This window comes from Paucimonas lemoignei (assembly GCF_004342585.1).
Taxonomy (GTDB): Bacteria; Pseudomonadota; Gammaproteobacteria; order Burkholderiales; family Burkholderiaceae_D; genus Paucimonas; species Paucimonas lemoignei.
Genome location: NZ_SLZQ01000006.1, coordinates 89303 through 115457, shown reverse-complemented (window position 1 = coordinate 115457; position 26155 = coordinate 89303). Strand labels below are relative to the sequence as shown.

Here is a 26155-nt window from a genome sequence, read left to right as displayed (position 1 = left end):
GATCCACAATTCTATTTTCTACTCATGAGTTAATAAAAATACTCACTGTTCAATGCAGAGTACTTGAGAAAATCTTGAATAGTCAAGCGACTTCTTGACATTTTTCAACCAATCGCAAGCTATTGATTATTCATGCATTGCAGCATAAAGACAGATAAACCGGATGTGCCTCGCCTTTTTATTAGTGCATCAACGTGGATAGCTACACGTTTCGTCGCAGCATAAATCAACGCGGAAAATATATTTATTTTTACCCGCCAGTATATTTTCCTTTCACTCAGATAAATTGCTTGACGGCCGGTGATTAAGCTCCTTAATATCTGACGGACCATAAGTTTGATCAGCCAGGTCAACACAAATAAAGACCCACAGAAAATGCTGCTTTTGTGGGAACAATGGAGACAAATGAAGTTGGCTTCGATCGCCACCCATAGGGCGACGCCAACTTCATCAGAAAAAGGAGCAAGCATGACCATATCCGGGACTTATGATTTTTTGGCGCAGGATCGCGTCATTTTCGGCCGGCCGGCGCATGAAGCCGTGCTTGAAACAGCAGGCAAGCTTGAAAAGAAACGGCTGATGATCGTTGCAAGCAAAACGCTCAGCCGCAAGACCGACGTCATAACCAGAGTCAGGGATGCACTGGGCGAGCGATGTGTAGGCCTGTTCGACGAATGTGTCGAGCATGTGCCGCGCGAATCGGTGCTGGCCCTGGCTGCCGAAGTGCGGCGTCTGCAGCCGGACCTGATCGTGACGATAGGTGGCGGCACCCCGATCGACACTGTCAAGGTAATGCTCCTGGTGTTGGCCGAAGACATTCGCAGTATCGAAGGCTTCGACCGGGTCCGTATCAGGGTCGGCGAGGATGGCAAGCGGATTGTCCCTGTAGTTAAGGATCCCCCGCTACGGCAGATCATTGTGCCGACCACGCTATCAGGAGCGGAATTTTCCAGTCTCGGTGGTGCGACCGACCACACGCGTCAAGTCAAGGATCTCTACCATGGCAGATTCATCGGCGCGCAGGTGGTGATTCTGGACGCAGCGGTGACTGTGCATACGCCTGCTGATCTCTGGTTATCCACTGGAATCCGTGCCGTCGACCACGCCGTCGAGACGATTTGTTCGCGCAGTCCCCAGCCATTCACTGACGGCACCTGTCTGCATGGCCTGTCGATGCTATCGAAATCCCTGCAAACCAATCATGTTTCGCCCGACAATCTTGACGCCAGGCTGGAGAGTCAACTGGGAGTGTGGCTTGCCTCTACGGGTCTCGGCCGGGTGGAATGGGGCGCAAGCCATGGCATTGGACATCAGCTCGGCGCTGTGGCCAACGTGCTGCACGGACATTGCTCATGCGTGATGCTGCCGAGCGTCCTGATCTGGAACCGCGCGAATAACGCACAGCGACAGGCCCTGGTTGCTCGCGCGATGGGGCGTGACGATGGCGACGCGGCACAGGCAGTCGCCGATCTCGTTGCCGCGCTCGGCCAGCCTTCCCGTTTGCGCGACGTTGGCGTCGATCGTTCACATTTTGATGCCATCGCCAGAGGTGCGATGCAGAACATGATGGTACGGAGTAATCCCCGTCCGATTACGTCGGAGGCAGACATTCATGAAATCCTTGAACTTGCCTGGTGATTAACTTAACTTCAAAGGCCTAAGCTTAGGGCTTCACCTGTTGGACACAGGCGAAGCCCTTGGCACATTATGGCCTGCAGATGATTTAAAACGCCCCACGGATTAGCGGCGATAAGCAAGATGAGCTGAAAATGTCTTTTTTGCTCTTCAACGCATATAACTAGCAACTAGCTAGCGATAAGTAAATTCTTACGAGCAAGACTATTGCCAGTCGTACGTCCATATTACGTACAAATCAGGATGCCCCGTTCAAGGGTGCAGACTTAAGTGAATAAAGTTCAGACTTAAGCGACATCCGACAGGCAATTACCAACCCGGCATGCATAAACCGCTACTTCTTGACTTGAAAAAAGGATTACCCGCCCATATACTTAGCACTCGTTAAGGGAGAGTGCTAACAACGCTTCCTTGGCCTACCAACTTTTTCATTGTGCAGGTAAGGCCGTGACGTTCGCCGCTTGTGGCATACCTGCAAAAACCATCGTAACCAACTGAATTTAAAGGAGTTTGTATGAACCTTCGTCCTTTGCACGATCGCGTCATCGTCAAGCGTCTGGACCAGGAAACCAAGACTGCGTCCGGCATCGTCCTGCCTGAAGCCGCCGCAGAAAAGCCTGATCAAGGCGAAGTGCTGGCCGTCGGCAATGGCAAGATCCTGGAAGACGGCAAGGTCCGTCCGCTGGATGTGAAAGTCGGCGACCGCGTTCTGTTCGGCAAATACTCTGGCCAGACCGTCAAGGTCGAAGGCCAGGAAGTGCTGGTCATGCGCGAAGAAGACATCATGGCGATCGTCCAGAAGTAATTTTCATCGGATCCCATACAAAATCCCCTATTAGAGTTAAGGAGTAACAAACATGGCAGCTAAAGATGTCGTATTCGGCGATTCCGCCCGTGCCAAGATGGTCGAAGGCGTGAACATTCTCGCCAACGCAGTCAAAGTCACCCTGGGTCCGAAAGGCCGCAACGTTGTTCTGGAGCGCTCCTTCGGCGCCCCGACCGTCACCAAGGACGGTGTTTCCGTTGCCAAGGAAATCGAACTGAAAGACAAGCTCATGAACATGGGCGCGCAGATGGTCAAGGAAGTCGCTTCCAAGACTTCGGACAACGCCGGTGACGGTACCACCACCGCAACCGTGCTGGCTCAAGCCATCGTCCGCGAAGGCATGAAGTACGTTGCCGCCGGCATGAACCCGATGGACCTGAAGCGCGGTATCGACAAGGCTGTTACCGCCACCATCGAGCAACTGAAGACTATCGCCAAGCCCTGCACCACTTCCAAGGAAATCGCTCAGGTCGGCTCGATCTCGGCCAACTCCGATCACTCGATCGGCGAGCGTATCGCTGAAGCGATGGAAAAAGTCGGCAAGGAAGGCGTCATCACCGTGGAAGACGGCAAGTCGCTGAACGATGAACTCGACATCGTCGAAGGCATGCAATTCGACCGCGGCTACCTGTCGCCGTACTTCATCAACAATCCGGAAAAGCAGACCGCGATCCTGGAAAACCCGTTCATCCTGCTGTTCGACAAGAAGATCTCGAACATCCGTGATCTGTTGCCGGTGCTGGAACAAGTCGCCAAGGCTGGCCGTCCGCTCTTGATCATCGCTGAAGATATCGAAGGCGAAGCACTGGCTACCCTGGTGGTCAACAACATCCGCGGTATCCTGAAGACCGTTGCTGTCAAGGCTCCGGGCTTCGGCGACCGTCGCAAGGCCATGCTGGAAGACATCGCTATCCTGACCGGCGGTCAAGTGATCGCTGAAGAAGTCGGCCTGACCCTGGAAAAAGCCACCCTGAACGACCTCGGCCAAGCCAAGCGCGTTGAAGTGGGCAAGGAAAACACCACCGTCATCGACGGCGCTGGTCAAGCTGCTGCGATCGAAGCCCGCGTCAAGCAAATCCGCGTGCAGATCGAAGAAGCCACTTCCGACTACGACCGTGAAAAACTGCAAGAGCGCGTGGCCAAGCTGGCTGGCGGTGTTGCCGTGATCAAGGTTGGCGCTGCCACCGAAGTCGAAATGAAAGAGAAGAAGGCACGTGTCGAAGACGCCCTGCACGCTACCCGCGCTGCAGTGGAAGAAGGCATCGTTCCTGGCGGCGGCGTAGCTCTGCTGCGTGCCCGCGCCAACGTGCAAAACCTGAAAGGCGACAACGCCGACCAGGAAGCCGGCATCAAGATCGTCCTGCGCGCTATCGAAGAGCCGCTGCGCATGATCGTCACCAACGCCGGTGAAGAAGCTTCCGTCGTCGTCAACAAGGTTCTGGAAGGCACCGGTAACTTCGGTTACAACGCTGCCAACGGCACCTACGGCGACATGGTGGAAATGGGCGTGCTGGATCCGGCCAAGGTGACTCGCTCTGCTCTGCAGAACGCGGCCTCGATCGCCGGCCTGATGCTGACCACCGACTGCGCTGTTTCCGAGCTGGTGGAAGACAAGCCGGCTGCTGGCGGCGGCATGGAAGGCATGGGCGGTATGGGCGGCATGGGCGGCATGGGCGGCATGATGTAATTGCTGTTCGGCCCGGCAGGAGGCGCAATCCTCTTGCCTGCTCGATAAAAAAGCCTGCAAGGTTTGCGCCTTGCAGGCTTTTCTGTTTCATGAGCCGTAGTCAATGCATGGCATGTCTGTCTGAAGCCGTGCGCCTATAGACTTTAGAGCACGCCACCTCAGGACTCTTCATCCTCTTCTTCCGACTCAGGCGCCAGGCCCAGCGAAGGCGGCGGCGCATAACTGGCCAGCAGCTCGGCGCGGCTTGCCGGCGTTTCCAGGCTGATCCTGCCTAACGCCCCGCTGCGGTAATCCTGCAGGAAAGTATGCGACGCCTTTTCGAAATCCAGTTCGCCGCCCTTTTGGCGAAACGCGCGCTTCTTCGCCACGCCTTCGACAACGCCAACGCCATCCATGCCCTCGGTCGAGAAACCGTAACGCGCCGACAGCAGTTGCGGATAACGCTGCAACAGCACTTCCGCCAGGAAGACGGCGACTTCCTCTTCGATCAGCGCATTGCTGCCGATCGCATGGCTGGCCGCCAGCATCAAGCCATCGGTCGGATGCTCGATCTTCGGCCACAGCATGCCAGGCGTATCGACCAGCACGATGTTATTACCCAGGTACAGCCGCTGCTGCGTCTTGGTGACGGCAGGCTCGTCGCCGACCTTGGCAACCTTTTTCTTCAACAGCGCATTCATCAGCGTGGATTTGCCGACGTTGGGAATACCCATGATCATGACGCGCAGGGGCTTCAATGCCGTGCCGCGATGCGGCGCGACCTTGATGCATAAGCCGGGCACCTTGGCCACGTCGGCCGGCTTCTTGCAGCTCAACGCGACCGCATGCACATCCTTTTGCGCGTTATAGAAATCCAGCCAGGCTTGCGTCGCGGCGGGGTCGGCCAGGTCGGCCTTGTTGAGGATTTTCAGGCAGGGACGCTGGCGCTGCGCGCGCAACTGCGCAATCATCGGATTGCAGCTGGCCTGCGGCAGCCGGGCGTCGAGCACCTCGACCACCATGTCGGTCTTTTCCATGGTTTCGGCCGCCTGGCGGCGGGCCGAATTCATGTGACCGGGAAACCATTGTATGGACATGTGAAACTTTGCAAATGAACTGAGGCGCTATTCTACCTGCTTGCGGCGGAATGCCCATGAACGCCAAGGCGAACGCCGATGCATTGCCCTGCACCCTCGCCATCCAGCCGCCGCCCGTCCAGATATCGAAGTTACACGTCGATCGCCTTCACCGACCCGGCACGCTGGCGCAATTCGAATTTCTGGATCTTGCCAGTGGCGGTCTTGGGCAAGGTATCGAACACCACCGCGCGCGGCACCTTGAAACCGGCCAGGTGCTCCTTGCAATGGGCAACCAGTTCCTGGTCCGTGACCTGGGCGCCGGGCTTCAATTCGACGAAAGCGCAAGGCGTCTCGCCCCATTTCTCGTTGGGCATGGCGACCACTGCCGCCACCAGCACGGCCGGATGACGGTACAGCACATCCTCGACCTCGACGCTGGAAATATTCTCGCCGCCGGAAATGATGATGTCCTTGCTGCGGTCCTTGATCTTGATGTAGCCGTCCGGGTGGATCACGCCGAGGTCGCCGGTATGGAACCAGCCGCCGGCGAACGCCGCCTGGGTGGTCTTTTCATTCTTCAGGTAACCCTTCATGGTGATATTCCCGCGGAACATGATCTCGCCGATGGTTTCGCCATCGGCCGGCACCTGTTCCATGGTCTCCGGGTTGAGGACGGTGACGGCATCCTGCAACACGTAGCGGATGCCCTGGCGCGCGTTCAGTCGCGCCCGTTCGCCGATATCCTTGTTGGCCCAGTCTTCCTGCTTTTCGCACACCGCCGCCGGGCCGTACACTTCGGTGAGGCCATACACGTGCGTCAGGTCGAAGCCGATTTCCTCCATGCCCTGAATCATCGCCGCCGGCGGTGCGGCGCCTGCCACCATGGCGGACACCTTGTGTTCGACGCCCTGGCGCAGCTCGGCCGGCGCATTGATGATCAGCGAATGCACGATCGGCGCGCCGCAATAATGCGTGACCTTGTGTTCGCGGATGGCATCCCAGATTGCCTTGGCTTCGACCTTGCGCAGGCAGACGTTGACGCCGGCCTGTGCCGCCACCGTCCACGGGAAACACCAGCCATTGCAGTGAAACAGCGGCAGCGTCCACAAATACACCGGATGGCGCGGCATGCTCCAGGTGATGATGTTGGACACCGCGTTGAGATAAGCGCCGCGATGGTGCACCACCACGCCCTTGGGGTCGCCGGTGGTGCCCGACGTATAGTTCAGGCCGATGGCATTCCATTCATCGTCCGGATTCTGCCAGGGATAGTCCGCATCGCCCTGGGCAATGAAGGGTTTGTATTCGAGCTTGCCGATGCGCTGGCCCGGACCAGTGTATTCAGGATCGTCGACATCGATGACCAGCAGGTCGCGGCCGATCATCCCCAGCGCCGCCTGCATCACGCCTGAAAATTCGCGGTCGACGATCACGGCCTTGGCTTCGCCGTGGTTGAGCATGAAGGCGATACTCTCGGCATCGAGACGCGTGTTGAGCGTATTGAGCACGGCGCCGGTCATCGGCACGCCGAAATGCGCATCGACCATCGGCGGCGTGTTGGGCAGCATGACCGCCACGGTATCGCCCTTGCCGATTCCATTCCGGGCAAGCATCGAAGCCAACTGGCGCACGCGCCGGTATTGCTCGGACCAGGTCAGGCGCATGGCGCCGTGCACGGTTGCCAGCCGCTGCGGATAGACGGCTGCTGCCCGCTCGATGAAGGTAATCGGGCTGAGCGGCGTGTAGTTGGCCGGATTCTTGTCCAGGCCGATGTCGAATTTATTCATGGGTGTCTCCTCGCATTGAATTTATTGATGTCGGCAATCGCTGTACCGTGCCTTCAATCCAGTCCCGCCAAAACCTTGAGATGGGCTGCCACGCTTCGTCCCAGCGCCGACAGGTTGTAGCCGCCTTCCAGGCTGCTGACGATGCGGCCTTGCGCATACTGGTCGGCGATCGTCATGATCTGCTGCGTCAGCCAGGCGTAATCCGCTTCCACCAGGCCGAGCTGTCCCATGTCATCTTCGCGGTGCGCGTCGAAACCGGCAGAGACGAAGATCATCTGCGGCCGGTGCGCGTGCAGCGCCGGCAGCCAGTTTTGCGTGACCAGCTGGCGCACCTGGTCGCCGCCGCTGTAGGCCGGCACCGACACGTTGACGGCATGCGCGCCGATATCGCTGGTGCCGCTGTACGGATAAAAAGGATGCTGAAAAAAGCTCACCATCAGCACACGGTCTTCGCCGACGAATGCGGCTTCAGTGCCGTTACCGTGATGGACATCGAAATCGACGATGGCGACGCGCTCCAGCCCATGCACATCCAGCGCACGACGGGCGGCAATGGCGACGTTATTGAAGAGGCAAAACCCCATCGACTCCGTCGGCGTGGCATGGTGCCCCGGCGGACGCACCGCACAGAATGCATTGGCAAGCTCGCCCTTGACTACCGCATCGGTGGCGGCAATTGCGGCGCCAGCGGCATGCAACGCGGCATCCCAGCTGAAAGGATTGAGAAAGGTATCGCCGTCCAGGCTGTAGTAATGTTCGCTGGGAGAAGGTATATGGTCGCGTATGCGCGCAATCGCCGACTGCGTATGCACCCGGCCGATGTCTTCCAGGCTGGCGGGCGGGGCTTCGCGATGCTGGAGGAATGGATCGATCCGGCTGGCGATCAATTGATCCTGGATCGCCTGCAGGCGCTCCGGGCATTCCGGGTGCCACCCACCCATTTCATGCCGGCTGCAATCGGCATGGGTAAAAAAACCGGTTCTCATATGTCATCCTCGCATTGTCCCGCTGCTTCACTGCCAGCGTTTCTTGCCGCGCCTTTTTGGCGTCATTTTTTGCAAGTCTACCCATTAATGCGCTTATTTGCTAATTTATTAGTGTTGCATTGCACATTTTTATATTTGCTATTGGTTAATGCTGCCCTAGAATAAGTTCCTTCCGAGGCGGACTCCCTCATTCTCTCTCAACTGAAAGCTCCATGTTCGAAAAAATTCACGCGGTTGCAAGACAGGTCAATCAGGTTGTCATCGGCAAAGAGACGCAGGTCCGGCAAGCGCTGGTCTGCCTGCTGGCCGGCGGCCACCTGCTGCTGGAAGACGTGCCGGGAGTGGGCAAGACTACGCTGGCGCACGCGCTGGCGATTTCACTTGGGCTGAAGTTCAACCGCATCCAGTTCACCAGCGACTTGCTGCCGGCGGATGTGGCGGGCATTTCGATCTTCGACCGAGAAAAGAATGCCTTCCTGTTCCACCCGGGGCCGATTTTCACGCAGGTATTGCTGGCCGATGAAATCAACCGCGCCACGCCGAAAACCCAGTCCGCCCTGCTGGAAGCCATGGAAGAGCGGCAGGTCACGGCCGATGGCGTCACGCGCAACCTGCCGGCGCCCTTCTTCGTGATCGCCACGCAAAACCCGACGCACCAGATCGGCACCTTCCAGTTGCCCGAGTCGCAGCTGGACCGTTTCCTGATGTGTTTGTCGCTCGGCTATCCCGACACGGCCGCCGAGCGTGCATTACTGCTGGGCGAAGACCGGCGCGCCATGCTGAAGTCGCTGGCGCCGGCGATGCAACCGGCGGAACTGGAAGAAGCGCAGCAGGAGGCGCGGAAAATCCATGCCTCTTCGGGATTGATCGATTACGTGCAGGCGCTGGCCCAGGCCTCGCGCCAGAATGGCATGTTCGCGGAAGGATTGAGCCCGCGCGCGGCGCTGGCCCTGTTGCAGGCTGCGCGCGCCTGGGCAGCCCTGGAAGGCCGCAACCACGTGATCCCGGAAGATGTGCAAGCAGTCCTGGTGCCGGTTGCCGCTCATCGCCTGCGGCCGCTGAAGACTGCGGGCAGCGCCACGCTATCCAGCCGCGATCTGGTGACACGGCTGATGCAATCGGTGCCGGTCTAAGCCGTTGCCTCAGGCACCGATGCCCTCATTCATCGCCAAAGACCGCCCGCTGCGGCAATTCTTTCGCCGCCTCCTGGAACGCTGGCTGTTTCGCCTGGGCGCACCAGAGGCAGGGGAAATCCACCTGCACCGGCGCCGCGTCTTCATCCTGCCGACCAGCGCGGGCATGGCATTCGGCGCCATGCTGGTGGTGCTGTTCATCGCGTCGATCAATTACAACCTGAGCCTCGGGTTTGGCCTGACCTTCCTGCTGGCGGCATGCGCCGTGGTGGACATGCATCTCACCTTCCGCAACCTGGCGCACCTCTATCTGTCTCCCGGACGCGTCAGGCCAGTGCATGCCGGCGAAGAAGCCCAGTTCGAGCTCCATGTCAGCAACCGCAGCAAGCGCGAGCGCTATGCCATCTGGCTGGGATTCATCGATACCGGCATGCCGGATGTGCGGCAGGCAATCGATATTCCCGCCGGCATCACGCGCACCGTAACGTTGGGACTGGGCACGGCCAGGCGCGGCTGGCTGCAGGCGCCGCGGGTTCGGCTGGAAACACGCTTTCCGCTTGGCTTGCTGCGCGCCTGGAGCTATTGGCAACCGGACTTGCGGGTGCTGGTGTATCCATGTCCGGAAACCGATGCGCCGCCGCTGCCGACAGGTGGAGGCGGCAAGGCCGATGGTTCGGGCGCTGCAGGGCATGACGATTTCGCCGGCATTCGTGCCTATCAAAGCGGCGATTCGCTGCGCCAGCTGGCATGGCGGCAGATCGCGCGCATGGATAGCCAGCATGGCGGCGCGCTGGTCGCCAAGCATTTCGAGGGAGGCGGCGCCAGCGAGCTGGCGCTGGATTTCGCGCTGCTGCCCACATCACTTGACGTGGAAACGCGGCTATCCCGCATGACTTGCTGGGTACTGGAAGCGGAAGCGCGCGGCTTGCCGTATGCTTTCCGCATCGGCGCCGTCAGCCGTGACGCATCGCTTGGCCCCGCACACCAAGCTGCCTGTCTGCAGGAACTGGCCTTGTACGGCATTGCGGAGTCCCGATGAAGTTACCTGCCTTGTTTTCTTCCTTGTTCCCATCGTTTGCCCGGCAAGCCCGCCCTCCCCTGTCGCGCGACAAGGGCGATACCCTGTTGCTGCTGGCCGCCTGCGCACTGGTGCTGGCGCCGCATGCGACAGAGGTGCCGCCATGGGCGGCGCTGACTGCCGGCTCGCTGCTGTTGTGGCGCGCCTGGATCACGTTCCAGGGACATCGCCTGCCGCCGCGCTGGGTGCTGCTTCCCCTTGCCCTGATGACCTTGATCGGCGTCTTTGTCAGCTTCAAGACATTGCTCGGTCGCGAAGCCGGTGTCGCCACGCTAGTGCTGCTGCTGGCGTTCAAGCTGCTGGAAATGCATGCGCGGCGCGATCTGCTGGTGGTCCTGTTTCTCGGCTTTTTCCTGATCCTGGCGGGATTCTTCTATTCGCAAGGCATGGGCGCGGCGCTGGTGGCGCTGCTTTCCACGCTGGCGCTTCTGCTCGCGCAGCTTTCCTTTCAATATACGGGTGCGACACCGCCATTGCTGCAAAGCCTGCGCCTGGCCTTGAAGATCCTCGGATTTGCCGCGCCGCTCACGTTATTGATGTTCTTTCTGTTCCCACGCATCCAGGGGCCGCTCTGGGGTTTGCCGAGCGATGCGCAAAGCGGCCGCAGCGGCTTGTCCGATACGATGTCGCCGGGGAATATCGCCAACCTCGCCTTGTCCGGCGATGTCGCTTTCCGCGTCAAATTCCTGGACCCGGCGCCGCCGCAGTCGAAGCTTTACTGGCGCGGCATCGTGCTGGACAATTACGATGGCCGCAACTGGACCCGGCAAGCTTCCCGCATCGAACAATTGCCGACAGCTTCCACATCGGTCCCGCTGCGCGTGCAGGGGCCGGCATTGCGCCATCAGGTGACACTGGAGCCGCACGGCAAGCGCTGGCTGTTTGCGCTCGAACTGCCGCAATCCGCGCCGCTTATGCCCGGACTGCCGGCGGTGGTACGGCCCAATGGCGAGCTGGTGGCGGAGCAATCCATCCATGACCGCATCCGCTACACCGCCATTTCACATATCGATTTCGCGCTGCAGCCTGATGTCCCGCGCAGCGCCCTTTACCAATGGCTGGCGCTCCCGCCTGGTTATAACCCGGCGACGCTGCAATTTGCCGCTGCCTTGCGGCGCACCAGCGCCGATGACTTGCAGCTGGCGAATAGCGTGCTGCGCTATTTCCGCGAACAGCAATTCAGCTATACGCTGGAACCGCCACCGCTCGGGCGCCATGCCGTGGACGAGTTCCTCTTTGGCACCCGCGCCGGTTTTTGCGAACATTATTCCAGCGCCTTTGTCATTCTCATGCGCGCTGCCGGCGTGCCGGCGCGTGTCGTGACGGGATACCAGGGCGGCGAAATCAATCCGATCGACGGCTTCATGACCGTGCGCCAGTCCGATGCCCATGCCTGGGCGGAAATCTGGATTGCAGGCCGCGGCTGGCTGCGCGTGGATCCGACTGCCGCTGTGGCGCCAGACCGCATCGAGCGCAACCTCGCCCGCACCTTGCCTCAGCGTGGCCTGAACCTGGCCGGCGTCATTGAACTGAACCCGATTGCCCGCTCGTGGCTGGCGTCGTTGCGTTTCAACTGGGATGCCATCAACAATGGCTGGAACCAGTGGGTGTTGAATTATTCGCCCGACAAGCAAAAGAGCCTGCTGCAATCGCTCGGCTTCAGCACGCCAGACTGGCGGACTCTTGCCATGCTGCTGGGCGGCGGCGCCACGGTCCTGGCCCTGCTGGCATGGCCGCTGCTGCTCGACCGCCGCAAAATCGATCCCATTCAGGCGATCTATTTGCGCTTTTGCCAAGCCATGGCGCGCAAGGGCTTGCCGCGTGACTTGCATGAAGGACCACGAACGTATCGCCAGCGCATCATGCAAAGCCGGTCCGGGCTTTCCGACGATAAAAAAATCGCGGCTGAGCGCTTCCTCATGTGTTACGAGGATGCACAATATGGTACGGTTAGCGACTTCTCTGCCACTGCATATCTCGCCCGCCTGAAGTTATTGTTGAAGCAATGCCGATGAAATTTTCCAAGCTGTCCCGGCGCGCCGTGCGCCCTTTGTTCCTTGCGCTCGCCGTCAGCCTGACCATGCCCGTGCTGGCACGCGATGCTGTCGTCAGCAAGCAGTCTGCAGCCAAGTCCAAGCTGCGCAAGGTCTCCCTGCAGCAGGAACCGCAGCCAGGCGAATTTGCCAACTTTGGCCAATGGAAGGAAGTGGCTGCTTTCATCGACACCATGGTCGAGCGCCATGGCTTCGACCGCAAGGCGCTGGAGACGCTTTTCCGCGAAACCAAGCACGTCGAAAGCGCCATTCAGCTGGTCAAACCGGCGCCACCGGGAAAACCGAAAAACTGGCGCGCCTATCGCAGCCGCTTCATCGAGCCGATCCGCATCCAGGCCGGGGCGAACTTCTGGAACCAGCATGCGCAAGCGCTCGAACGCGCCGAACAGACCTATGGCGTGCCTGCTGAAATCATCGTCGGCATCATTGGCGTGGAAACCATCTATGGCCGTAATACCGGCAATTTCCGCGTGCTGGATACGCTGACCACGCTGGGCTTTGATTATCCCGATACGCCCAATCGCGATGCCCGCATGAAGTTTTTCCGCGACCAGCTGGAACATACGCTGCTGTATGCGCGGGATCTTGGCGTCGATCCTTTCACACTGCTGGGTTCGTATGCAGGCGCGATTGGCTTGCCTCAGTTTATGCCGGGCAGCATCCGCAATTTCGCCGTCGATTTCGATGGCGACGGCAAGATCGACTTGCGCAATTCACCGGTCGATGCCATCGGCAGCGTTGCCAACTTCCTGGTGCAGCATGGCTGGCAAAGCGGCCAGCCGATTGTTTTCCCGGCTACCGTCACGACCCGTAACAGCGATGGCGTGCCCGACAATCGCTGGGAAGCATTCATCGGCCAAAGCCTGGAAGCCAAGTACTCACTGGAAGACATGCGTGCCGCCGGGATTGCCTCCAATGGCGAAGCGCCGAATCACTTGCCGTATGGCCTAGTTGATTTGCAAAACGGTACCGAGGCCACCGAATACTGGCTCGGCGCCGCCAATTTTTTCGCGATTACAAAATATAACCGCAGCTTCTTCTATGCCATGTCGGTGGTGGAACTGGGGCGCGCGGTGAAGGCTGCACGCGGCAATTGAGGTGATGTGCATTGACGTCATTGTGGAAAAGACGCCGCCGGCAACCTGCCATCGTTAATCAGAAAGCGACCAGCAAGCCCAGCCCGAGCACGCGCTGATACGCATCATAGTCGATCAGGCTGTATCCATACCCCGTAAAATACTGCACGTATCCCTTCAGGTTGGAAACAAGGGGAAAGGCCCAGCCAAGTTGCGCCGCTCCCTTGTCGCTCTGGAAGTTGTATCGGGTTAGCAATGAAAATTCATGCCCATTCCATTGATAGGCGGCTTTCACATCCCCTCTTCCCATGTACCTGATGATGTCCGGGTTATCGTCATCATTGGCGCTTTCATGCAATCGCTTCCAGACTCGCGCCAGCAGCGTGAAGTTGCCGCGTTCGAATCCGGCCTGGGCGTACACGCGGTTCCAGCTGCGTGAAAGCGTCGATGTCTGGCCGTTTGACTGGTGGTCGACGCCGAGATTGACAAAGCGCATCCGCAAGCCTAGAAGGTTGAGATTCGTCGGCATGACTGCCATCAGCTCAGGCTGGTAATTGGTTTCCCTGAAAGGGCTGGACGCTTCCCGGTTTCCGGCCTGCCAGAAACTGCGCTGCGTGTAGCCGAACCATACATCCAGCGGAATGTTGGAAGGGTTTTCCAGCACTTTCATCTTGAAGCCAAGCTGGAAAGCCAATTCGCCATGGGACAATTTCGCGTCCGGATTAAGTGGCCGAAACGGGCGATAAGGCGCGCTGTTGGGCGTGGAATTGTACGTCCCCATCAGGTAATTTTCGCGATGCGGACGGAATGTAAAGATTCCCTGCTTATTCGCGGAATCCAGTTCCCAATGGCGCGTCAGCAGCGAGGCGTTGGTAGCCGCATGCTGCATTGGCGCGGCGTCCGCCGTTTGCTGAGGTGGAAGCGCGCTGCTGGCCTGTTCCTGCTGCTTCTCTCTGGTGCCGCTGACAACCCGGTCATAACATGCCAAACGCTCTTGGTCGGCATGAATTGCAGCACATTGCTCCATCCCAGCCGGCATTTCCATTGCCAGTGCGGCGTCGGCGCCCAACAAAAACAAAACTGCAAAATGACAGGAAAGACTTCGTTTCGCTTTGTTACTTGCCATTGTCGCCATGGACTGCAGCCGCAAATGCAAGCCCATCCTTTCGTGAATAAAAATACCCGGTCGGCCTTGAAGAAAGCCAGGGAGTCAAATCAGGGAGAAATAAAAAGAGGATAGCGATTTCAAGCCGCGAGCTTTTGATTCAGGCGATATAGCAACTCTCTTCGCCTCTCTTGCAGGATTTTCGGCTGGCTTCAGCATGTCGGCCAGAAAAATCGATCGTCCTACGAGCCGTCTGCGTGATCGCCGCTCCTCAGGATCTTGTCGAGCAGCGCGATTCCGGTCTGCACCTCTTCCCTGGAAAGATGGACAAGCATCTGTTTGCGGACCGCCTCGACTTCGCCCTCCAGCTGCCGGCAGATCGCCACGCCTTCCTCCGTGACCTCGACATTTTTCACGCGGCGATCATGAAGATCGGGTTCCCGCCTGACCCATTGCATTTTTTCCATTCGATCGAGAATGCCAACCAGCGTGGGTGTTTCCACGCCGATTTCCTTTGCCAGGCTGGTCTGATGATGACGCTGGCCGGAAACAGTCAGCACGCGCAAAATGCGCCACGATGAATGGGTCATGCCCCAGGGCCGCAAGCGCTCATCCACGCGCGTTCTCCACAAGATGGAGCAGCGCGATAGCAAAAAGGCAAACTGTTCATTTGCTCGGGATTTCATTTGATGCCTAATCATTTAGGAGCTAATATTATAGCTTTGGCACCAGAACATTTTTCATGGATTTTTCTCCTCGTGCGTCGTCATTTGACGCCCTGTCGCAGAGATATGGCGCGCACCGCTACCGCTGGCTGGTGCTGCTGGTGCTAGGCCTTGGCGCCGTATCCAGCCTGCTTGCCTCGACCAGCTTCACCGTCGCCGTTCCTTCCCTGATGAAACACTTCAACGTCGGTCAGACGCAAGTCCAGTGGACCATTACCGGGTTCATGGCGGCGATGACGGTCGGCATGTTACCGACCTCCTGGCTGCTCGACCATCTCGGCGCCCGCAAGCTGTTTCTTGGCGCCATTGCCGTGCTGGCGGCCTCCGGCCTGGCTGGTGCATTTGCCACCAATTTCACGCTCGTGGTTGCCTTGCGTATCCTGCAGGGCGCGACGGCGGGCGTGCTGCAGCCGCTGACGACGATTGCCGTCATGCGCCTGTTTCCGGTGGAAGAGCAAGGACGCGCCACAGGCATACTCGGCTTCGGCATCATCCTGGCGCCCGCCATGGCCCCGACGTTCGGCGGCATGCTGCTCGACCGCTTCGGCTGGCCGGCGATCTTCCTGATGAATCTTCCCGCCTGCGTGGCTGCCGCCGTCATGGGTTTCTACCTGTTGCCGCTGCCGCGTGAAAACACGCATCGTCGTTTCGACTGGATCGGCCTGGCCATGCTGACAGTCGTTTCCCTGGCAATCGTGGAAGCAGTGGCCAGCCTTCAACACAGCGGACTGACTTCAAGCTGGACTCTCATCCTGTTTGCGGTCGCCATACTGACGCTGACCGGCTTCATTTTCCACGCAAAGCGAACGGAACACCCGATCATCAGCCTGAGTCCCTTTGCCGAACGAATTTTCACCATGGGCACCCTGGTGACGTTCGCTTACGGCTTCGGCCTCTATGCCTCCACCTACCTGATCCCGGTATTCCTGCAGCATGCCATGCACCTTTCCGCTACCGCCGCGGGGCTGGCGCTCTTGCCTTCAGGGCTGGTATTGGCCGTCACCATTCCGCTGGCTGGCCGCATGGCAGACCGGCATTCACCTTTGCTCGTGACGATCGCCGGACTGACGATGTTCTTTCTATCGTTTGCATTTTTTGCGATTGTGGCCGCCCACATCACGTATCCCGAAGTTGTCGGCGGAGCGATCCTCGGACGCATCGGACTGGGATTCATTCTCCCGGCGCTCAGCATCGCGACGCTCAGGCCGCTCAAGCCGGAGCAGATCGGCCAATCATCGGTGGTGGTCAGCTACGTTCGCCAACTGGGCGGCGTCATGGGCGTGGCGGTGTCCGCGGCATTCGTGTCGTGGCGGGAAGCAGCATACGAAGGGGTGAGCGGCGGCGTGTTCAGCGCTTATGCGGAAAGTTTTATGCTGGTCGCCGGATTTTTCTTATTGGCGATCATTGCCGCATATTTCATGAAACAGAACCGGATGCTTGGAGTGCCGTGAGTAAAATCAGGGTTCAATGAACATCTTGCTCGAACAACCATCAGCGCGATAACAGTTGCCGTGGTCAGGATGCCTTGAACCCTGGTTTGGCTAAAGTTCTCATAGCTGCTGAGCAGCCATAAATTTTCATGCCATGCTGGCAGGCGGACCTTGATACGAGGTGAAAATCGCGCCCCGTGTGCGCCGCCAGTAAGCGATCCCGGCCTTTTCCAGTTCAGCGAAAATAAAAAGAAGAAAACCGCCAAGCAGCACGCGCAGCCACTCGCCTGCACGGAGCGGCGTGGAATCGAATACGCCCTGCAGCGGCGCCCAATAGACGTAAGCCCCCTGAAAGAGCGCGCATGCGGCCAGCGCATACAGCAGGTAGCGGTTGCCGAACAGCCCTTCCCGTGACAGCACCGAACGATAAATGTAGCGGCTGCTGACCAGGTAAAACATTTCCGCGGCAACCACGGCGCTCACTGCCATGGTGCGCGCGGTTTCCAGCGCGGCGCCTCTATTCAATTCCCACAAAAACAGGCCGAGGGCGCCAGCCATCATCAGCATGGAAACCATCACTACCCGCCAGACAAAAAGCCAGGACAGCAAGGGCGCTTCAGGATCGCGCGGATGCCTTCGCATGACGTCGTCCTCCGGGCGCTCGAAGGCCAGCGCCAGCCCAAGCGTACCGGACGTTACCATGTTGACCCACAATACCTGGACCGGCGTCAGCGGCAATACCAGCTCGAACAGGATGGCCGCCACGACCACCAGCCCCTCGCCGCCATTGGTTGGCAGCATGAACAGAACAAACTTCTGGATATTGTCGTAGATGCCGCGCCCTTCGCGCACGGCGTTGCTGATGGTGGCGAAATTATCGTCCGCCAGCACCATGTCGGCCGCTTCCTTGGCAGCTTCAGTGCCCTTCAAGCCCATCGCCACGCCGACATCGGCACGTTTGAGCGCCGGCGCATCGTTGACGCCATCGCCCGTCATGGCCACCACATCGCCCTGGGCCTGCAAGGCCTGCACCAGGCGCAATTTGTGCTCGGGGCTGGCGCGGGCGAACACGTCGATGTGGGGAGCAACCTTGCGCAATTGCGCATCGTCCATGAGCTCGATTTCGGCGCCGGTCAGCGCCGGCTGGTTGCGCCCGATACCCATCTGCGCGCCGATCGCCCGCGCCGTGTCGACGTGGTCGCCGGTAATCATCTTGACGCGGATCCCGGCGCCGGCGCAGTCAGCCACTGCCGCCGTCGCCTCTTCGCGCGGCGGGTCGATGATCCCTACCAGCGCCAGCAGAGTGAAACCGCCCTCCAGGTCGGCAAACTGCACCTTGCGCTGCGCGACGTCGACATCCCTGGCGGCCAGCGCCAGCAGCCGCAATCCGCGCGCGGCACAATCTGCCGCCGCGCGCCGCCAGTAATCGGCATCAAGAACACTGCCATCGTCCTGCCGGTCGCACATCTCGAATATGCGCTCCGGCGCGCCCTTGACGTAAATGCGGCCATGCCCCGCACTGCCATGGTGCAAAGTCGCCATCAGCCGATACTCGGACTCGAAGGGAATCACGTCCATGCGCGGCCACATGCCGGTTTCCCGCGCCGGATCCAGGCCGGCCTTCATCGCCAGCGTCAGCAGCGCGCCTTCGGTCGGATCTCCCTGCAGCAGCCAGTCGCCGCCATGCTGCCGCAGTTCGGCATCGTTGCATAGCAGGGCCGCGCGCGCCAGTTCCTGCACGAGCGGCTTGTCCTCCTCCACTGCCGGCACATCCACCGCGCGGATCTCCCCGACCGGAGCGTAACCCACTCCGGTGACTTCGAATATTCTTTGCGCGGTGACTAACCGCTGCACGGTCATCTCATTGCGGGTCAGCGTGCCGGTCTTGTCGGTGCAAACCACGGTAACGGAACCCAGCGCTTCGACAGCGGGCAGTTGGCGGATGATGGCATTGTGCGCTGCCATTCTCCTGACACCCAGCGCGAGCGTGATCGTCATAATGGCAGGCAAGCCTTCCGGAATGGCTGAAGCAGCGAGCGCCACGACCATCATGAACATGTCTGAGGGAGCATGGCCGCGCCAAAACACCCCGACCAGATAAGTCAGCCCGGACATGAGCAGGATGGCAGCCGCCAGCCAGCGGCTGAACTTACCCATCTGGCGCAACAATGGCGTGCTAATGCCATGCACCTGTCCCAGCATGGTGCCGATGCGGCCAATCTCGGCCTGGCTGCCGGTCGCCGTCACCAGCGCAAGGGCCTGACCGGAAGCCAGCAAGGTGCCCGAATACAGCATGCAGGTGCGATCGCCCAGTACCGCGTTTTCCGCCACGGGAGCCACGGTTTTTTCCACGACATTGGATTCGCCCGTCAGCGCCGCTTCGTTTACGCGGGGATTCTTGCCGCCGACAATACGCATGTCGGCTGGCACCTTGTCACCGGAAGCCAGAAAGACCAGGTCGCCCGGCACCAGCTCTTCGGAGGCAAGGTCAAGACGCTTCCCGCCGCGAACCACTGCGGCCCTGAGGCTTAACATGTTACGTATCGCATCAAGCGACTGTTCGGCTTTGCCTTCCTCGACAAAACCGATGCAGGCATTGACCAGCACGGCAGCGATCAGCACGCCGGTGTCTACCCCATGACCCAGCGATGCGGTAATCAAGGCTGCGGCAAGCATCACGTAAATCAGCACGTTATGAAATTGCAGCAAGACTCGCAGCCACCAGGGGCGCCGGCGCGATGGCGGCAAGCGGTTGAGGCCGTAGCGCTCGAGGCGACGCCTTGCATCTTCTTCATCAAGGCCGGCATGTGGATCGGTAGCCAGCCGGGCGGCCACCACATCCGCTTCCATGGCATGCCACGCGGGAATCTTCATTGCATTGTTTTCTTTACTGTGCATGTGATTCCTCCTGCAATCTGCATCTTCGACACTTCCAACCAAAACATGAACAATCAAGACCGAGGGCTGCCCGGCTGCCTATGTTGTACCTCCAGTCGCGGCTGCTTGCTCTTGAGCCTGCTCAGCACGTTCGAAAAGATTACGCGCAACCGGGATCGCGGCGCTACCGGCCTTTCGCCCCCTGCAAGAACAACATGCATCCACGGCGGTCGGCATCAGCAAGACTACCATCCTGGAAAAGCCTGCTGCACCCACGTTCCAGCTATGGCATACGGCAATCAATTCCCCCGCATTTGTTCAAGGTCTGTTAACATTTAGGGATAGCGCAAGATAGTCTGGCCCCAGGCATGTCCGCATATGCCGCTCACTTGCCATACCCAATGCCCCATTAGTTCGGCAACACGCCCGTAGTCTCAAGGAAAGGATTGCCCCACTCATGCCGCTTGTCTGGATCATCGCCCTGCCGTTTGTCGGCAGCGTGCTAGCAGGTCTGATGCCGCGCCGTCAGCGCAACCCCGAATCGTGGGTGGCAGGAGCCTTCGCGCTCGGTTGCTGCGTGCTCATCGCCAGCCTGTATCCGCGCGTCGCCTCCGGCGAGATCATCCGCGCCACATTCAAATGGGCGCCGGCCCTTGGCCTCGAATTCAGCCTGCGCATGGATGGCTATGCCTGGCTCTTTGCCATGCTGGTGAGCGCGATGGGCGCGCTCGTGGTGCTGTATGCGCGCTATTACATGTCGCCCAAAGACCCGGTGCCGCGCTTTTTCTCGTTTTTGCTGTCCTTCATGGGCGCCATGCTCGGGGTCGTCCTATCGGGAAATCTCGTGCAGATGGTCCTGTTCTGGGAATTGACCAGCCTGGCTTCCTTCCTGCTGATCGGCTACTGGCATCACCGGGTCGACGCCCGCCGCGGCGCGCGCATGGCGTTGACTGTCACCGCCATGGGCGGACTATGCCTGCTGGCCGGCGTGCTGCTGATCGGCCGCGTCGTCGGCAGCTATGACCTCGATGCCGTGCTGGCCTCGGGCGACATGCTGCGCAACGACCCCTGGTACCTGGCGATTCTGCTGCTGGTGGGCCTGGGCACGCTGACCAAGAGCGCGCAGACGCCATTCCACTTCTGGCTGCCGCACGCGATGGCGGCGCCCACGCCGGTGTCGGCTTATCTGCATTCGGCCACCATGGTGAAGACCGGCGTGTTCCTGCTGGTGCGCCTGTGGCCCGTCCTCGCCGGCACGGAAGCCTGGTTCTGGCTGATCGGCGGCGCCGGCCTGGGTTCGCTGGTACTGGGCGCCTATGCGGCGATGTTCCAGAAAGACATGAAAGGCGTGCTGGCCTACTCGACCATCAGCCATCTCGGCCTGATCACATTACTGCTCGGCATGAACAGTAATCTGGGGCTGCTGGCGGCGATCTTCCATATCGCCAACCACGCCACTTTCAAGGCTTCGCTCTTCATGGCGGCCGGCATCGTCGATCATGAAACCGGCACACGGGATCTACGCCGCTTGTCCGGGCTGCGCTATGCCATGCCGATTACCGCCACACTCGCCACGGTGGCGGCGGCGGCGATGGCAGGCGTGCCGCTGCTGAACGGCTTCATTTCCAAGGAAATGTTTTTTACGGAAACCGTATTCGTAAGCGGCAGCAGGTTGACGCAAATCGGTTTGCCGGCCGTCGCCGTGGTCGCCTCCATGTTCAGCGTCGCCTATTCGCTGCGCTTCATCCTGCAGGTATTTTTCGGCCCGCCGGCGACAGACTTGCCGCGCGCGCCGCATGAACCGCCGCCATGGATGCTGCTGCCCAGCGCACTGCTGGTGCTGGCTTGCCTGGTGGTCGGCATTTTCCCGCAGCAGACCATCGGCCCTTTCCTGGATACAGCAGCCAAGGCAGTGCTCGGGGCTAATACACCGGCTCATGACCTGGCAGTCTGGCACGGCTTCAATCTTCCACTTGCCATGAGCGTGCTGGCGCTGGCGGGCGGCATCGTCATCTATTACGGTTTGCGCCTGCACTTGCGCCGGCTGGCCGCGGCGGTCGTGCCCGGATACCACCTGGATGGCAAGCACATCTACGAATCGACAGTGCAACGCGCCATCGATATCGCGAGAGGTTTGACCACGCTGCTGTCGTCGGCCCGCCTGCAGACCCAGCTTGCCCTGCTGCTGGCCGCCATCGCCGGTTCGGCGGCATGGGCGTTGCGACAGCATGGTCTCCCCGAAGCCAACATGCCATTGACCACCCTCGATCCGGCCTTCGCCCTGGTCTGGCTGGTAGGCGGCGCTTGCGCCATCGGCACGGCGATTCAAGCCAAATATCATCGCCTGGCGGCACTGATCATGGCCGGGGTCGCCGGACTTGCCACTACGCTGACCTTCGCCTGGTTCTCCGCGCCCGACCTGGCGCTGACACAGCTGGCAGTCGAAGTAGTGACGGTCGTGCTGATATTACTGGGCTTGCGCTGGCTGCCACGGCGCAAAATCGAGGAAAGCGCCGATATCGCCCCAAGCCTGCGCACGCGCGGCCGCCGCTTGCGCGACGTGATCCTCGCCAGTTGCGCCGGACTGGGTTTTGCCGCACTGACCTTTACCGTGCTGCGCAGGGAGCCCGGCGCCGGCATCTCTTCCTATTTCATCGAGAATTCGCTGCCGCTGGGCGGCGGCAACAACGTCATCAATGTCATCCTGGTCGATTTCCGCGGCTTCGATACCATGGGCGAGATCACCGTGCTGGGCATCGTGGCATTGACGGTCTATGCGCTGCTGCGGCGCTTCCGCCCGGCGGAGGAAAGCCTGGCGAAGCCGCGCCAGCAGCGCGAGGCTGGCGCCGTTGCCAGCGCAGCCGACCCGCGGGCGCCGCTTCCCGCCGGCACCATGATGCTGCCGGCACTGCTGGTGCGCCTGCTGTTGCCGGTTGCCGGGATGATTTCGCTGTTCTACCTTTTGCGCGGACATAACCTGCCTGGCGGCGGCTTTGTCGGCGGCTTGATCATGGCAACTGCCATGATCCTGCAATACCTGGCCGGCGGCACCATCTGGGCCGAGTCACGTACCCGTTTGCGGCCGCACTACTGGATTGCCTGCGGATTGTTGTGTTCGGCGGGCGCCGGCATGTCGGCATGGCTGGCGACCCGGCCCTTCCTGTCGGCGCTGGCTTGGCATGGAACGCTGCCGATTCTGGGTGAAATGCATCTGTCCACGGTACTGCTGTTCGACCTTGGCGTCTATCTGCTGGTGATCGGCGCCGCCGCACTGATCCTGGTGGCGCTGGCGCACCAGTCCCTGCGCCGTCGCCATCGGCTGCCGGCAGCCGCCCGAATGGCCGGCATGACGATGCAGCCTTTCGCCAATCTCCCGGCCGAATCCACCCCGGAGGACCACTAATGGAAATCATTTATGCCGTGGCGGTAGGCATCCTGGCCGGCTCCGGCGTGTGGCTGCTGCTGCGCCCACGCACCTTTCAGCTGATCATGGGCCTCTCCCTGCTTGGCTATGCCGTCAACCTGTTCATTTTCGGCATGGGGCGGCTGGCGGTCGGCAAGGCGCCGATCATCGATTCGCAATTGGGCGCTGATCCGGCGCGTTATGCCGACCCGGTGCCGCAGGCGCTGGTGCTGACCGCCATCGTGATCGGCTTTGCCACGACCGCACTGTTCCTGGTCGTGCTGCTGGGTTCACGCGGACTGACAGGCACCGACCATGTCGATGGCGAGGAGCCGGATCAATGAATGCCCTGATCTTGCAATTGCCGATCCTGCCGATCATCCTGCCTCTCCTGACCGGTGCGTTAATGCTGCTGGTGCGGGACAGCTGGCGCCGCACGCGCATCGTCCTGCCGCTTCTGTCACTACTGCTGCAGGTAGCGAGCGCCCTGGCGCTCCTGGCGATGGCCAACGGCGCCTTGCCGGCATACTGGCCGCACGGCATTGCCGTCTATGAGCTGGGCGCATGGAAGGCGCCCTTCGGCATCGTGCTGGTTGCCGACCGGCTCTCTGCGGTCATGCTGAGCCTGTCCGCCATTCTGGCGCTGGCTTCGCTGGTGTACTCGCTGGCGCGCTGGGACCACATGGGCGCGCATTTCCATCCGCTGTTCCAGTTCCTTCTCATGGGCCTGAACGGCGCCTTCCTGACCGGCGACCTGTTCAACCTGTTCGTCTTCTTCGAAGTGCTGCTGGCAGCCTCCTACGGCCTGGTGCTGCACGGTTCGGGCACGTCACGCGTGCGCGCCGGGCTTCATTACATCGCCATCAACCTGGCCGGTTCACTGGTGTTCCTGATCGGTGCAGCCTTGATCTATGGTTCCGCGGGCACGCTCAACATGGCTGACCTGGCGGCGCGCCTGCCGTCGCTGGCGGGTGGCGAGCGCACCCTGCTGAACGCCGGATGCGCCATTCTCGGCGTGGCCTTCCTGCTCAAGGCTGGCGCCTGGCCGCTCAACTTCTGGCTGACGAATGCCTATGGCTCCGCCGCCGCACCCGTGGCTGCAGTATTTTCGATCATGACCAAGGTCGGCGTGTATGCGCTGCTGCGCCTGACCATGCTGTTTTCGGCTGCAGGCGGGCCGGCGCCATTCAATGGCCCGTGGCTGTTCTGGATTGGCCTGGCTACCCTGTTGTTCGGCTCGATGGCCATGCTCAACGAGCAAAAGCCGCAGCGCCTGGTCTCGTATTGCGTCATCGTTTCGGCCGGCACGCTGCTCGCCGGTTTCGGCATCGGCGGTCCGACCATGACCGGGGCGACCTTGTATTACCTTGTCAGCTCGGTGTTGGCGACGGGCGCCTTTTTCATGCTGTGCGAAATGATCGAGCGCAGCCAATCCTACGGCGCCAACGTGCTGGCCATCACGATGGAATCCTTCGGCGTGGAAGACCCCGTGTTTTCCGACAGGCCCGACGACGTGGTCGGCGTCATCATTCCCGCTGCCATGGCGTTCCTCGGATTCGGCTTTGCCTGCTGCGCCCTGCTGGTGACAGGCATGCCGCCTTTGTCGGGATTTGTCGCCAAGTTCTGGATGCTTTCCGCCGCGCTTGAGATGACGCCGGGTAAAGCCCCACCCGTGCTCTCATGGGTGCTGCTGGTAGCCGTGCTGGGCTCGGGACTGGCTGGAATCATTGCGCTGGCCCGCATGGGAAGCCGTCTGTTCTGGGGCACGCAGGAACGCAGCAAGCCTCGCCTGCGGGTCATCGAAGCCGGGCCGGTGGCGCTGCTTCTGCTGTTGTCGGTATTGCTGGCACTGGTGGCAGACCCGGCGGTCCGCTACCTGCAAGCCACCGGCGAGATGCTGTATGCGCCGCAAACGTATATTCATGCCGTGCTGCCATCGGCCTCCGCCGGCATGCCGGGTACGGGAGGTGCGCCATGAAGCATGCCGCCGAGCCGCGCCTGGCGGCAATCCTGTTGGCGCTGTGGCTATTGCTGAACGATTCATTCTCGGCAGGCCATGCCCTGCTGGGACTCGTGCTCGCCATCGGCTTGCCGCTGCTGACAGCATCGATGCGCCCTCTGCGCGGCCGGGCGCGCCGCCCGCTGGCGATCCTGATGCTGATGCGCACGGTATTCAAAGACATCCTGCGCTCCAATATCGCCGTGGCCAGCGTCATTCTGGGCAATACAGAACGCCGCTCCTATGCCGGCTTCATGGATATTCCGCTCGATCTGCGCGATCCGCACGGCCTGGCCGCGCTGGCCTGCATCATCACTGCCACGCCGGGCACCGTATGGGCCGGCCTGTCGCCGGACGGCTCGACGCTGAGGCTGCATGTGCTGGACCTGCAGGACGAGCAGGAATGGATCGACACAATCAAGCTGCATTACGAGCGCCCCCTGATGGAGATCTTCGAATGAATACCTTGCTCTACTGGGCAACGTCGATTGCCCTATTCGGTTTCGCGCTGGCCATGTGCTGCGCCGGACTGCGCATGCTGCGGGGACCGGCGGCGCAGGATCGCGTGCTTGCGCTCGACGCGCTTTACGTCAATGGCATGCTGATCATGCTGACGCTCGGCATCCGCTACGGCACCCGCGTGTACTTTGACATTGCCCTGCTGATCGCACTGTTCGGCTTCGTCGGCACGGCCGCCCTGGCGAAATTCCTCTTGCGCGGCGAGGTGATCGAACCATGACCACTGTCGTCTTTCCCTTCTGGGCCGAGCTGCTGATCGCCGTATTGCTGGTCGCCGGCAGCATCCTCGCGCTGATCGGCTGCGCCGGCCTGCTACGGCTGCCTGACTTCCATTCGCGCATGCACGCGCCCACGCTCGGCAATTCCATGGGACTCGCCTGCGTGCTGGTCGCATCCCTGATCGCCGCCGGCGTGCACGGCCAGCGTATCGTCTTGCAGGAAATCCTGATTGCGGTCCTGATGGTGACGACTTCACCGGTATCGACCATCCTGCTCATGCAGGCGGGGATCTACCGCAAGACCATGCTGGCCAGCGAGTCGCCGCTCGCCGAACCTCCGCAGTCCGCTCGAGATTCAGCCTGATTTTGCTGTTCATGCGGCGCCGACTCCTGGCGCTGAAACCCGCACACGGATAAAAGCACGACATCGTGCGCACCAGGATGGTGCATTAATTCGTCATTTTGGCGTAAAATTCCGCAAAATCTGTTCATTTCAATGTGCCCCAAATAAGGGCTCACTTGTCTTGTCAAATTCCCCAGATTGGTCCAGCCAGGTCCA

At 60.5% G+C, this 26155-nt stretch carries 21 protein-coding genes; 14 read left to right on the top strand and 7 right to left on the bottom strand.

Annotation, left to right across the window (positions count from 1 at the left end; translation table 11 throughout):
* Nucleotides 1–119: 119 nt before the first annotated feature.
* Nucleotides 120–470 carry a hypothetical protein gene (locus EDC30_RS11050; protein WP_132258900.1) on the bottom strand — a complete coding sequence of 117 codons (351 nt, stop codon included), beginning with the start codon at nt 468–470 and terminating at the stop codon, nt 120–122.
* Between EDC30_RS11050 and EDC30_RS11045 the strand changes: the two genes are divergently transcribed.
* The 3 genes from EDC30_RS11045 (at nt 469) to groL (ending at nt 4148) form a co-directional block, all read left to right on the top strand.
* On the top strand, nt 469–1638 hold the full coding sequence (locus EDC30_RS11045; RefSeq protein WP_132258899.1) for an iron-containing alcohol dehydrogenase: 1170 nt from the start codon (nt 469–471) through the stop codon (nt 1636–1638). The genes EDC30_RS11050 and EDC30_RS11045 overlap by 2 nt on opposite strands.
* 511 nt (nt 1639–2149) lie before the next feature.
* On the top strand, nt 2150–2440 hold the full coding sequence (gene groES, locus EDC30_RS11040) for a co-chaperone GroES (RefSeq protein WP_132258898.1): 291 nt from the start codon (nt 2150–2152) through the stop codon (nt 2438–2440).
* Nucleotides 2441–2492: 52 nt separating this feature from the next.
* Nucleotides 2493–4148 carry a chaperonin GroEL gene (gene groL, locus EDC30_RS11035; protein ID WP_132258897.1) on the top strand — a complete coding sequence of 552 codons (1656 nt, stop codon included), beginning with the start codon at nt 2493–2495 and terminating at the stop codon, nt 4146–4148.
* 158 nt (nt 4149–4306) lie between these two features.
* Here groL and ylqF read toward each other — a convergent pair whose 3' ends face one another.
* The 3 genes from ylqF to EDC30_RS11020 form a co-directional block, all read right to left on the bottom strand.
* A complete protein-coding gene (gene ylqF / locus EDC30_RS11030; protein ID WP_132258896.1) occupies nt 4307–5224 on the bottom strand; it encodes a ribosome biogenesis GTPase YlqF in 918 nt (305 codons plus the stop codon).
* Between the two features lie 131 nt (nt 5225–5355).
* The gene (locus EDC30_RS11025; RefSeq protein ID WP_132258895.1) at nt 5356–6993 is read right to left on the bottom strand and encodes an acyl-CoA synthetase; all 1638 of its coding nucleotides are present in this window, start codon (nt 6991–6993) and stop codon (nt 5356–5358) included.
* Between the two features lie 53 nt (nt 6994–7046).
* Nucleotides 7047–7979 carry a histone deacetylase family protein gene (locus EDC30_RS11020; RefSeq protein ID WP_132258894.1) on the bottom strand — a complete coding sequence of 311 codons (933 nt, stop codon included), beginning with the start codon at nt 7977–7979 and terminating at the stop codon, nt 7047–7049.
* Nucleotides 7980–8191: 212 nt separating this feature from the next.
* Between EDC30_RS11020 and EDC30_RS11015 the strand changes: the two genes are divergently transcribed.
* The 4 genes from EDC30_RS11015 to mltB are packed head-to-tail and all read left to right on the top strand — an operon-like array spanning nt 8192 to nt 13341.
* Nucleotides 8192–9112: an AAA family ATPase gene (locus tag EDC30_RS11015; protein ID WP_132258893.1), complete on the top strand. Its 921-nt coding sequence runs from the start codon at nt 8192–8194 to the stop codon at nt 9110–9112.
* Nucleotides 9113–9131: 19 nt separating this feature from the next.
* Complete coding sequence (locus EDC30_RS11010) at nt 9132–10151, top strand: DUF58 domain-containing protein (protein WP_132258892.1); 1020 nt, start codon at nt 9132–9134, stop codon at nt 10149–10151.
* Nucleotides 10148–12205, top strand: coding sequence for a transglutaminase TgpA family protein (locus tag EDC30_RS11005; protein ID WP_132258891.1), 2058 nt, complete (start codon nt 10148–10150; stop codon nt 12203–12205). Before EDC30_RS11010 ends, EDC30_RS11005 begins: the two co-directional genes overlap by 4 nt.
* Nucleotides 12196–13341 carry a lytic murein transglycosylase B gene (gene mltB / locus EDC30_RS11000; protein ID WP_424446913.1) on the top strand — a complete coding sequence of 382 codons (1146 nt, stop codon included), beginning with the start codon at nt 12196–12198 and terminating at the stop codon, nt 13339–13341. Before EDC30_RS11005 ends, mltB begins: the two co-directional genes overlap by 10 nt.
* A 58-nt stretch (nt 13342–13399) precedes the next feature.
* On the opposite strand, the gene EDC30_RS10995 is transcribed toward mltB, so the two are convergent.
* Nucleotides 13400–14392 carry a phospholipase A gene (locus EDC30_RS10995; RefSeq protein WP_243656733.1) on the bottom strand — a complete coding sequence of 331 codons (993 nt, stop codon included), beginning with the start codon at nt 14390–14392 and terminating at the stop codon, nt 13400–13402.
* 275 nt (nt 14393–14667) lie between these two features.
* Nucleotides 14668–15111 (bottom strand): MarR family winged helix-turn-helix transcriptional regulator, encoded by a 444-nt coding sequence (locus tag EDC30_RS10990; protein WP_165973792.1) that lies wholly within the window; start codon nt 15109–15111, stop codon nt 14668–14670.
* A 56-nt stretch (nt 15112–15167) separates the two neighbouring features.
* On the opposite strand from EDC30_RS10990, the gene EDC30_RS10985 reads away from it, so the two are divergent.
* A complete protein-coding gene (locus EDC30_RS10985; protein ID WP_132258887.1) occupies nt 15168–16601 on the top strand; it encodes a DHA2 family efflux MFS transporter permease subunit in 1434 nt (477 codons plus the stop codon).
* A 126-nt stretch (nt 16602–16727) separates the two neighbouring features.
* Here the strand turns inward: EDC30_RS10985 and EDC30_RS10980 are convergent, their stop codons facing one another.
* Entirely contained in the window at nt 16728–19478 is a 2751-nt protein-coding gene (locus EDC30_RS10980; protein WP_207907260.1) for a cation-transporting P-type ATPase, read from the bottom strand.
* Between the two features lie 436 nt (nt 19479–19914).
* Here EDC30_RS10980 and EDC30_RS10975 point away from each other — a divergent pair, with 436 nt between their 5' ends.
* From EDC30_RS10975 to mnhG, 6 genes are read left to right on the top strand one after another with little or no spacing between them, the layout of a single operon-like run.
* On the top strand, nt 19915–22860 hold the full coding sequence (locus EDC30_RS10975; protein WP_132258886.1) for a monovalent cation/H+ antiporter subunit A: 2946 nt from the start codon (nt 19915–19917) through the stop codon (nt 22858–22860).
* Nucleotides 22860–23204 carry a Na+/H+ antiporter subunit C gene (locus tag EDC30_RS10970; protein ID WP_132258885.1) on the top strand — a complete coding sequence of 115 codons (345 nt, stop codon included), beginning with the start codon at nt 22860–22862 and terminating at the stop codon, nt 23202–23204. The genes EDC30_RS10975 and EDC30_RS10970 overlap by 1 nt, the downstream gene beginning before the upstream one ends.
* Complete coding sequence (locus EDC30_RS10965; protein ID WP_132258884.1) at nt 23201–24838, top strand: monovalent cation/H+ antiporter subunit D; 1638 nt, start codon at nt 23201–23203, stop codon at nt 24836–24838. Before EDC30_RS10970 ends, EDC30_RS10965 begins: the two co-directional genes overlap by 4 nt.
* The gene (locus EDC30_RS10960; protein ID WP_132258883.1) at nt 24835–25320 is read left to right on the top strand and encodes a Na+/H+ antiporter subunit E; all 486 of its coding nucleotides are present in this window, start codon (nt 24835–24837) and stop codon (nt 25318–25320) included. Before EDC30_RS10965 ends, EDC30_RS10960 begins: the two co-directional genes overlap by 4 nt.
* Complete coding sequence (locus EDC30_RS10955; protein ID WP_132258882.1) at nt 25317–25598, top strand: K+/H+ antiporter subunit F; 282 nt, start codon at nt 25317–25319, stop codon at nt 25596–25598. Before EDC30_RS10960 ends, EDC30_RS10955 begins: the two co-directional genes overlap by 4 nt.
* A complete protein-coding gene (gene mnhG / locus EDC30_RS10950) occupies nt 25595–25960 on the top strand; it encodes a monovalent cation/H(+) antiporter subunit G (protein WP_132258881.1) in 366 nt (121 codons plus the stop codon). Before EDC30_RS10955 ends, mnhG begins: the two co-directional genes overlap by 4 nt.
* Nucleotides 25961–26155: the final 195 nt, after the last annotated feature.

Bases quoted from the DNA above. Each gene is read 5' to 3' on its own strand.
- EDC30_RS11045 (WP_132258899.1), top strand. From the start codon at position 469: ATGACCATATCCGGGACTTATGATTTTTTGGCGCAGGATCGCGTCATT.
- EDC30_RS11050 (WP_132258900.1), bottom strand. From the start codon at position 470: ATGCTTGCTCCTTTTTCTGATGAAGTTGGCGTCGCCCTATGGGTGGCG.
- groES (WP_132258898.1), top strand. From the start codon at position 2,150: ATGAACCTTCGTCCTTTGCACGATCGCGTCATCGTCAAGCGTCTGGAC.
- groL (WP_132258897.1), top strand. From the start codon at position 2,493: ATGGCAGCTAAAGATGTCGTATTCGGCGATTCCGCCCGTGCCAAGATG.
- ylqF (WP_132258896.1), bottom strand. From the start codon at position 5,224: ATGTCCATACAATGGTTTCCCGGTCACATGAATTCGGCCCGCCGCCAG.
- EDC30_RS11025 (WP_132258895.1), bottom strand. From the start codon at position 6,993: ATGAATAAATTCGACATCGGCCTGGACAAGAATCCGGCCAACTACACG.
- EDC30_RS11020 (WP_132258894.1), bottom strand. From the start codon at position 7,979: ATGAGAACCGGTTTTTTTACCCATGCCGATTGCAGCCGGCATGAAATG.
- EDC30_RS11015 (WP_132258893.1), top strand. From the start codon at position 8,192: ATGTTCGAAAAAATTCACGCGGTTGCAAGACAGGTCAATCAGGTTGTC.
- EDC30_RS11010 (WP_132258892.1), top strand. From the start codon at position 9,132: ATGCCCTCATTCATCGCCAAAGACCGCCCGCTGCGGCAATTCTTTCGC.
- EDC30_RS11005 (WP_132258891.1), top strand. From the start codon at position 10,148: ATGAAGTTACCTGCCTTGTTTTCTTCCTTGTTCCCATCGTTTGCCCGG.
- mltB (WP_424446913.1), top strand. From the start codon at position 12,196: ATGCCGATGAAATTTTCCAAGCTGTCCCGGCGCGCCGTGCGCCCTTTG.
- EDC30_RS10990 (WP_165973792.1), bottom strand. From the start codon at position 15,111: ATGAAATCCCGAGCAAATGAACAGTTTGCCTTTTTGCTATCGCGCTGC.
- EDC30_RS10985 (WP_132258887.1), top strand. From the start codon at position 15,168: ATGGATTTTTCTCCTCGTGCGTCGTCATTTGACGCCCTGTCGCAGAGA.
- EDC30_RS10980 (WP_207907260.1), bottom strand. From the start codon at position 19,478: ATGCACAGTAAAGAAAACAATGCAATGAAGATTCCCGCGTGGCATGCC.
- EDC30_RS10975 (WP_132258886.1), top strand. From the start codon at position 19,915: ATGCCGCTTGTCTGGATCATCGCCCTGCCGTTTGTCGGCAGCGTGCTA.
- EDC30_RS10970 (WP_132258885.1), top strand. From the start codon at position 22,860: ATGGAAATCATTTATGCCGTGGCGGTAGGCATCCTGGCCGGCTCCGGC.
- EDC30_RS10965 (WP_132258884.1), top strand. From the start codon at position 23,201: ATGAATGCCCTGATCTTGCAATTGCCGATCCTGCCGATCATCCTGCCT.
- EDC30_RS10960 (WP_132258883.1), top strand. From the start codon at position 24,835: ATGAAGCATGCCGCCGAGCCGCGCCTGGCGGCAATCCTGTTGGCGCTG.
- EDC30_RS10955 (WP_132258882.1), top strand. From the start codon at position 25,317: ATGAATACCTTGCTCTACTGGGCAACGTCGATTGCCCTATTCGGTTTC.
- mnhG (WP_132258881.1), top strand. From the start codon at position 25,595: ATGACCACTGTCGTCTTTCCCTTCTGGGCCGAGCTGCTGATCGCCGTA.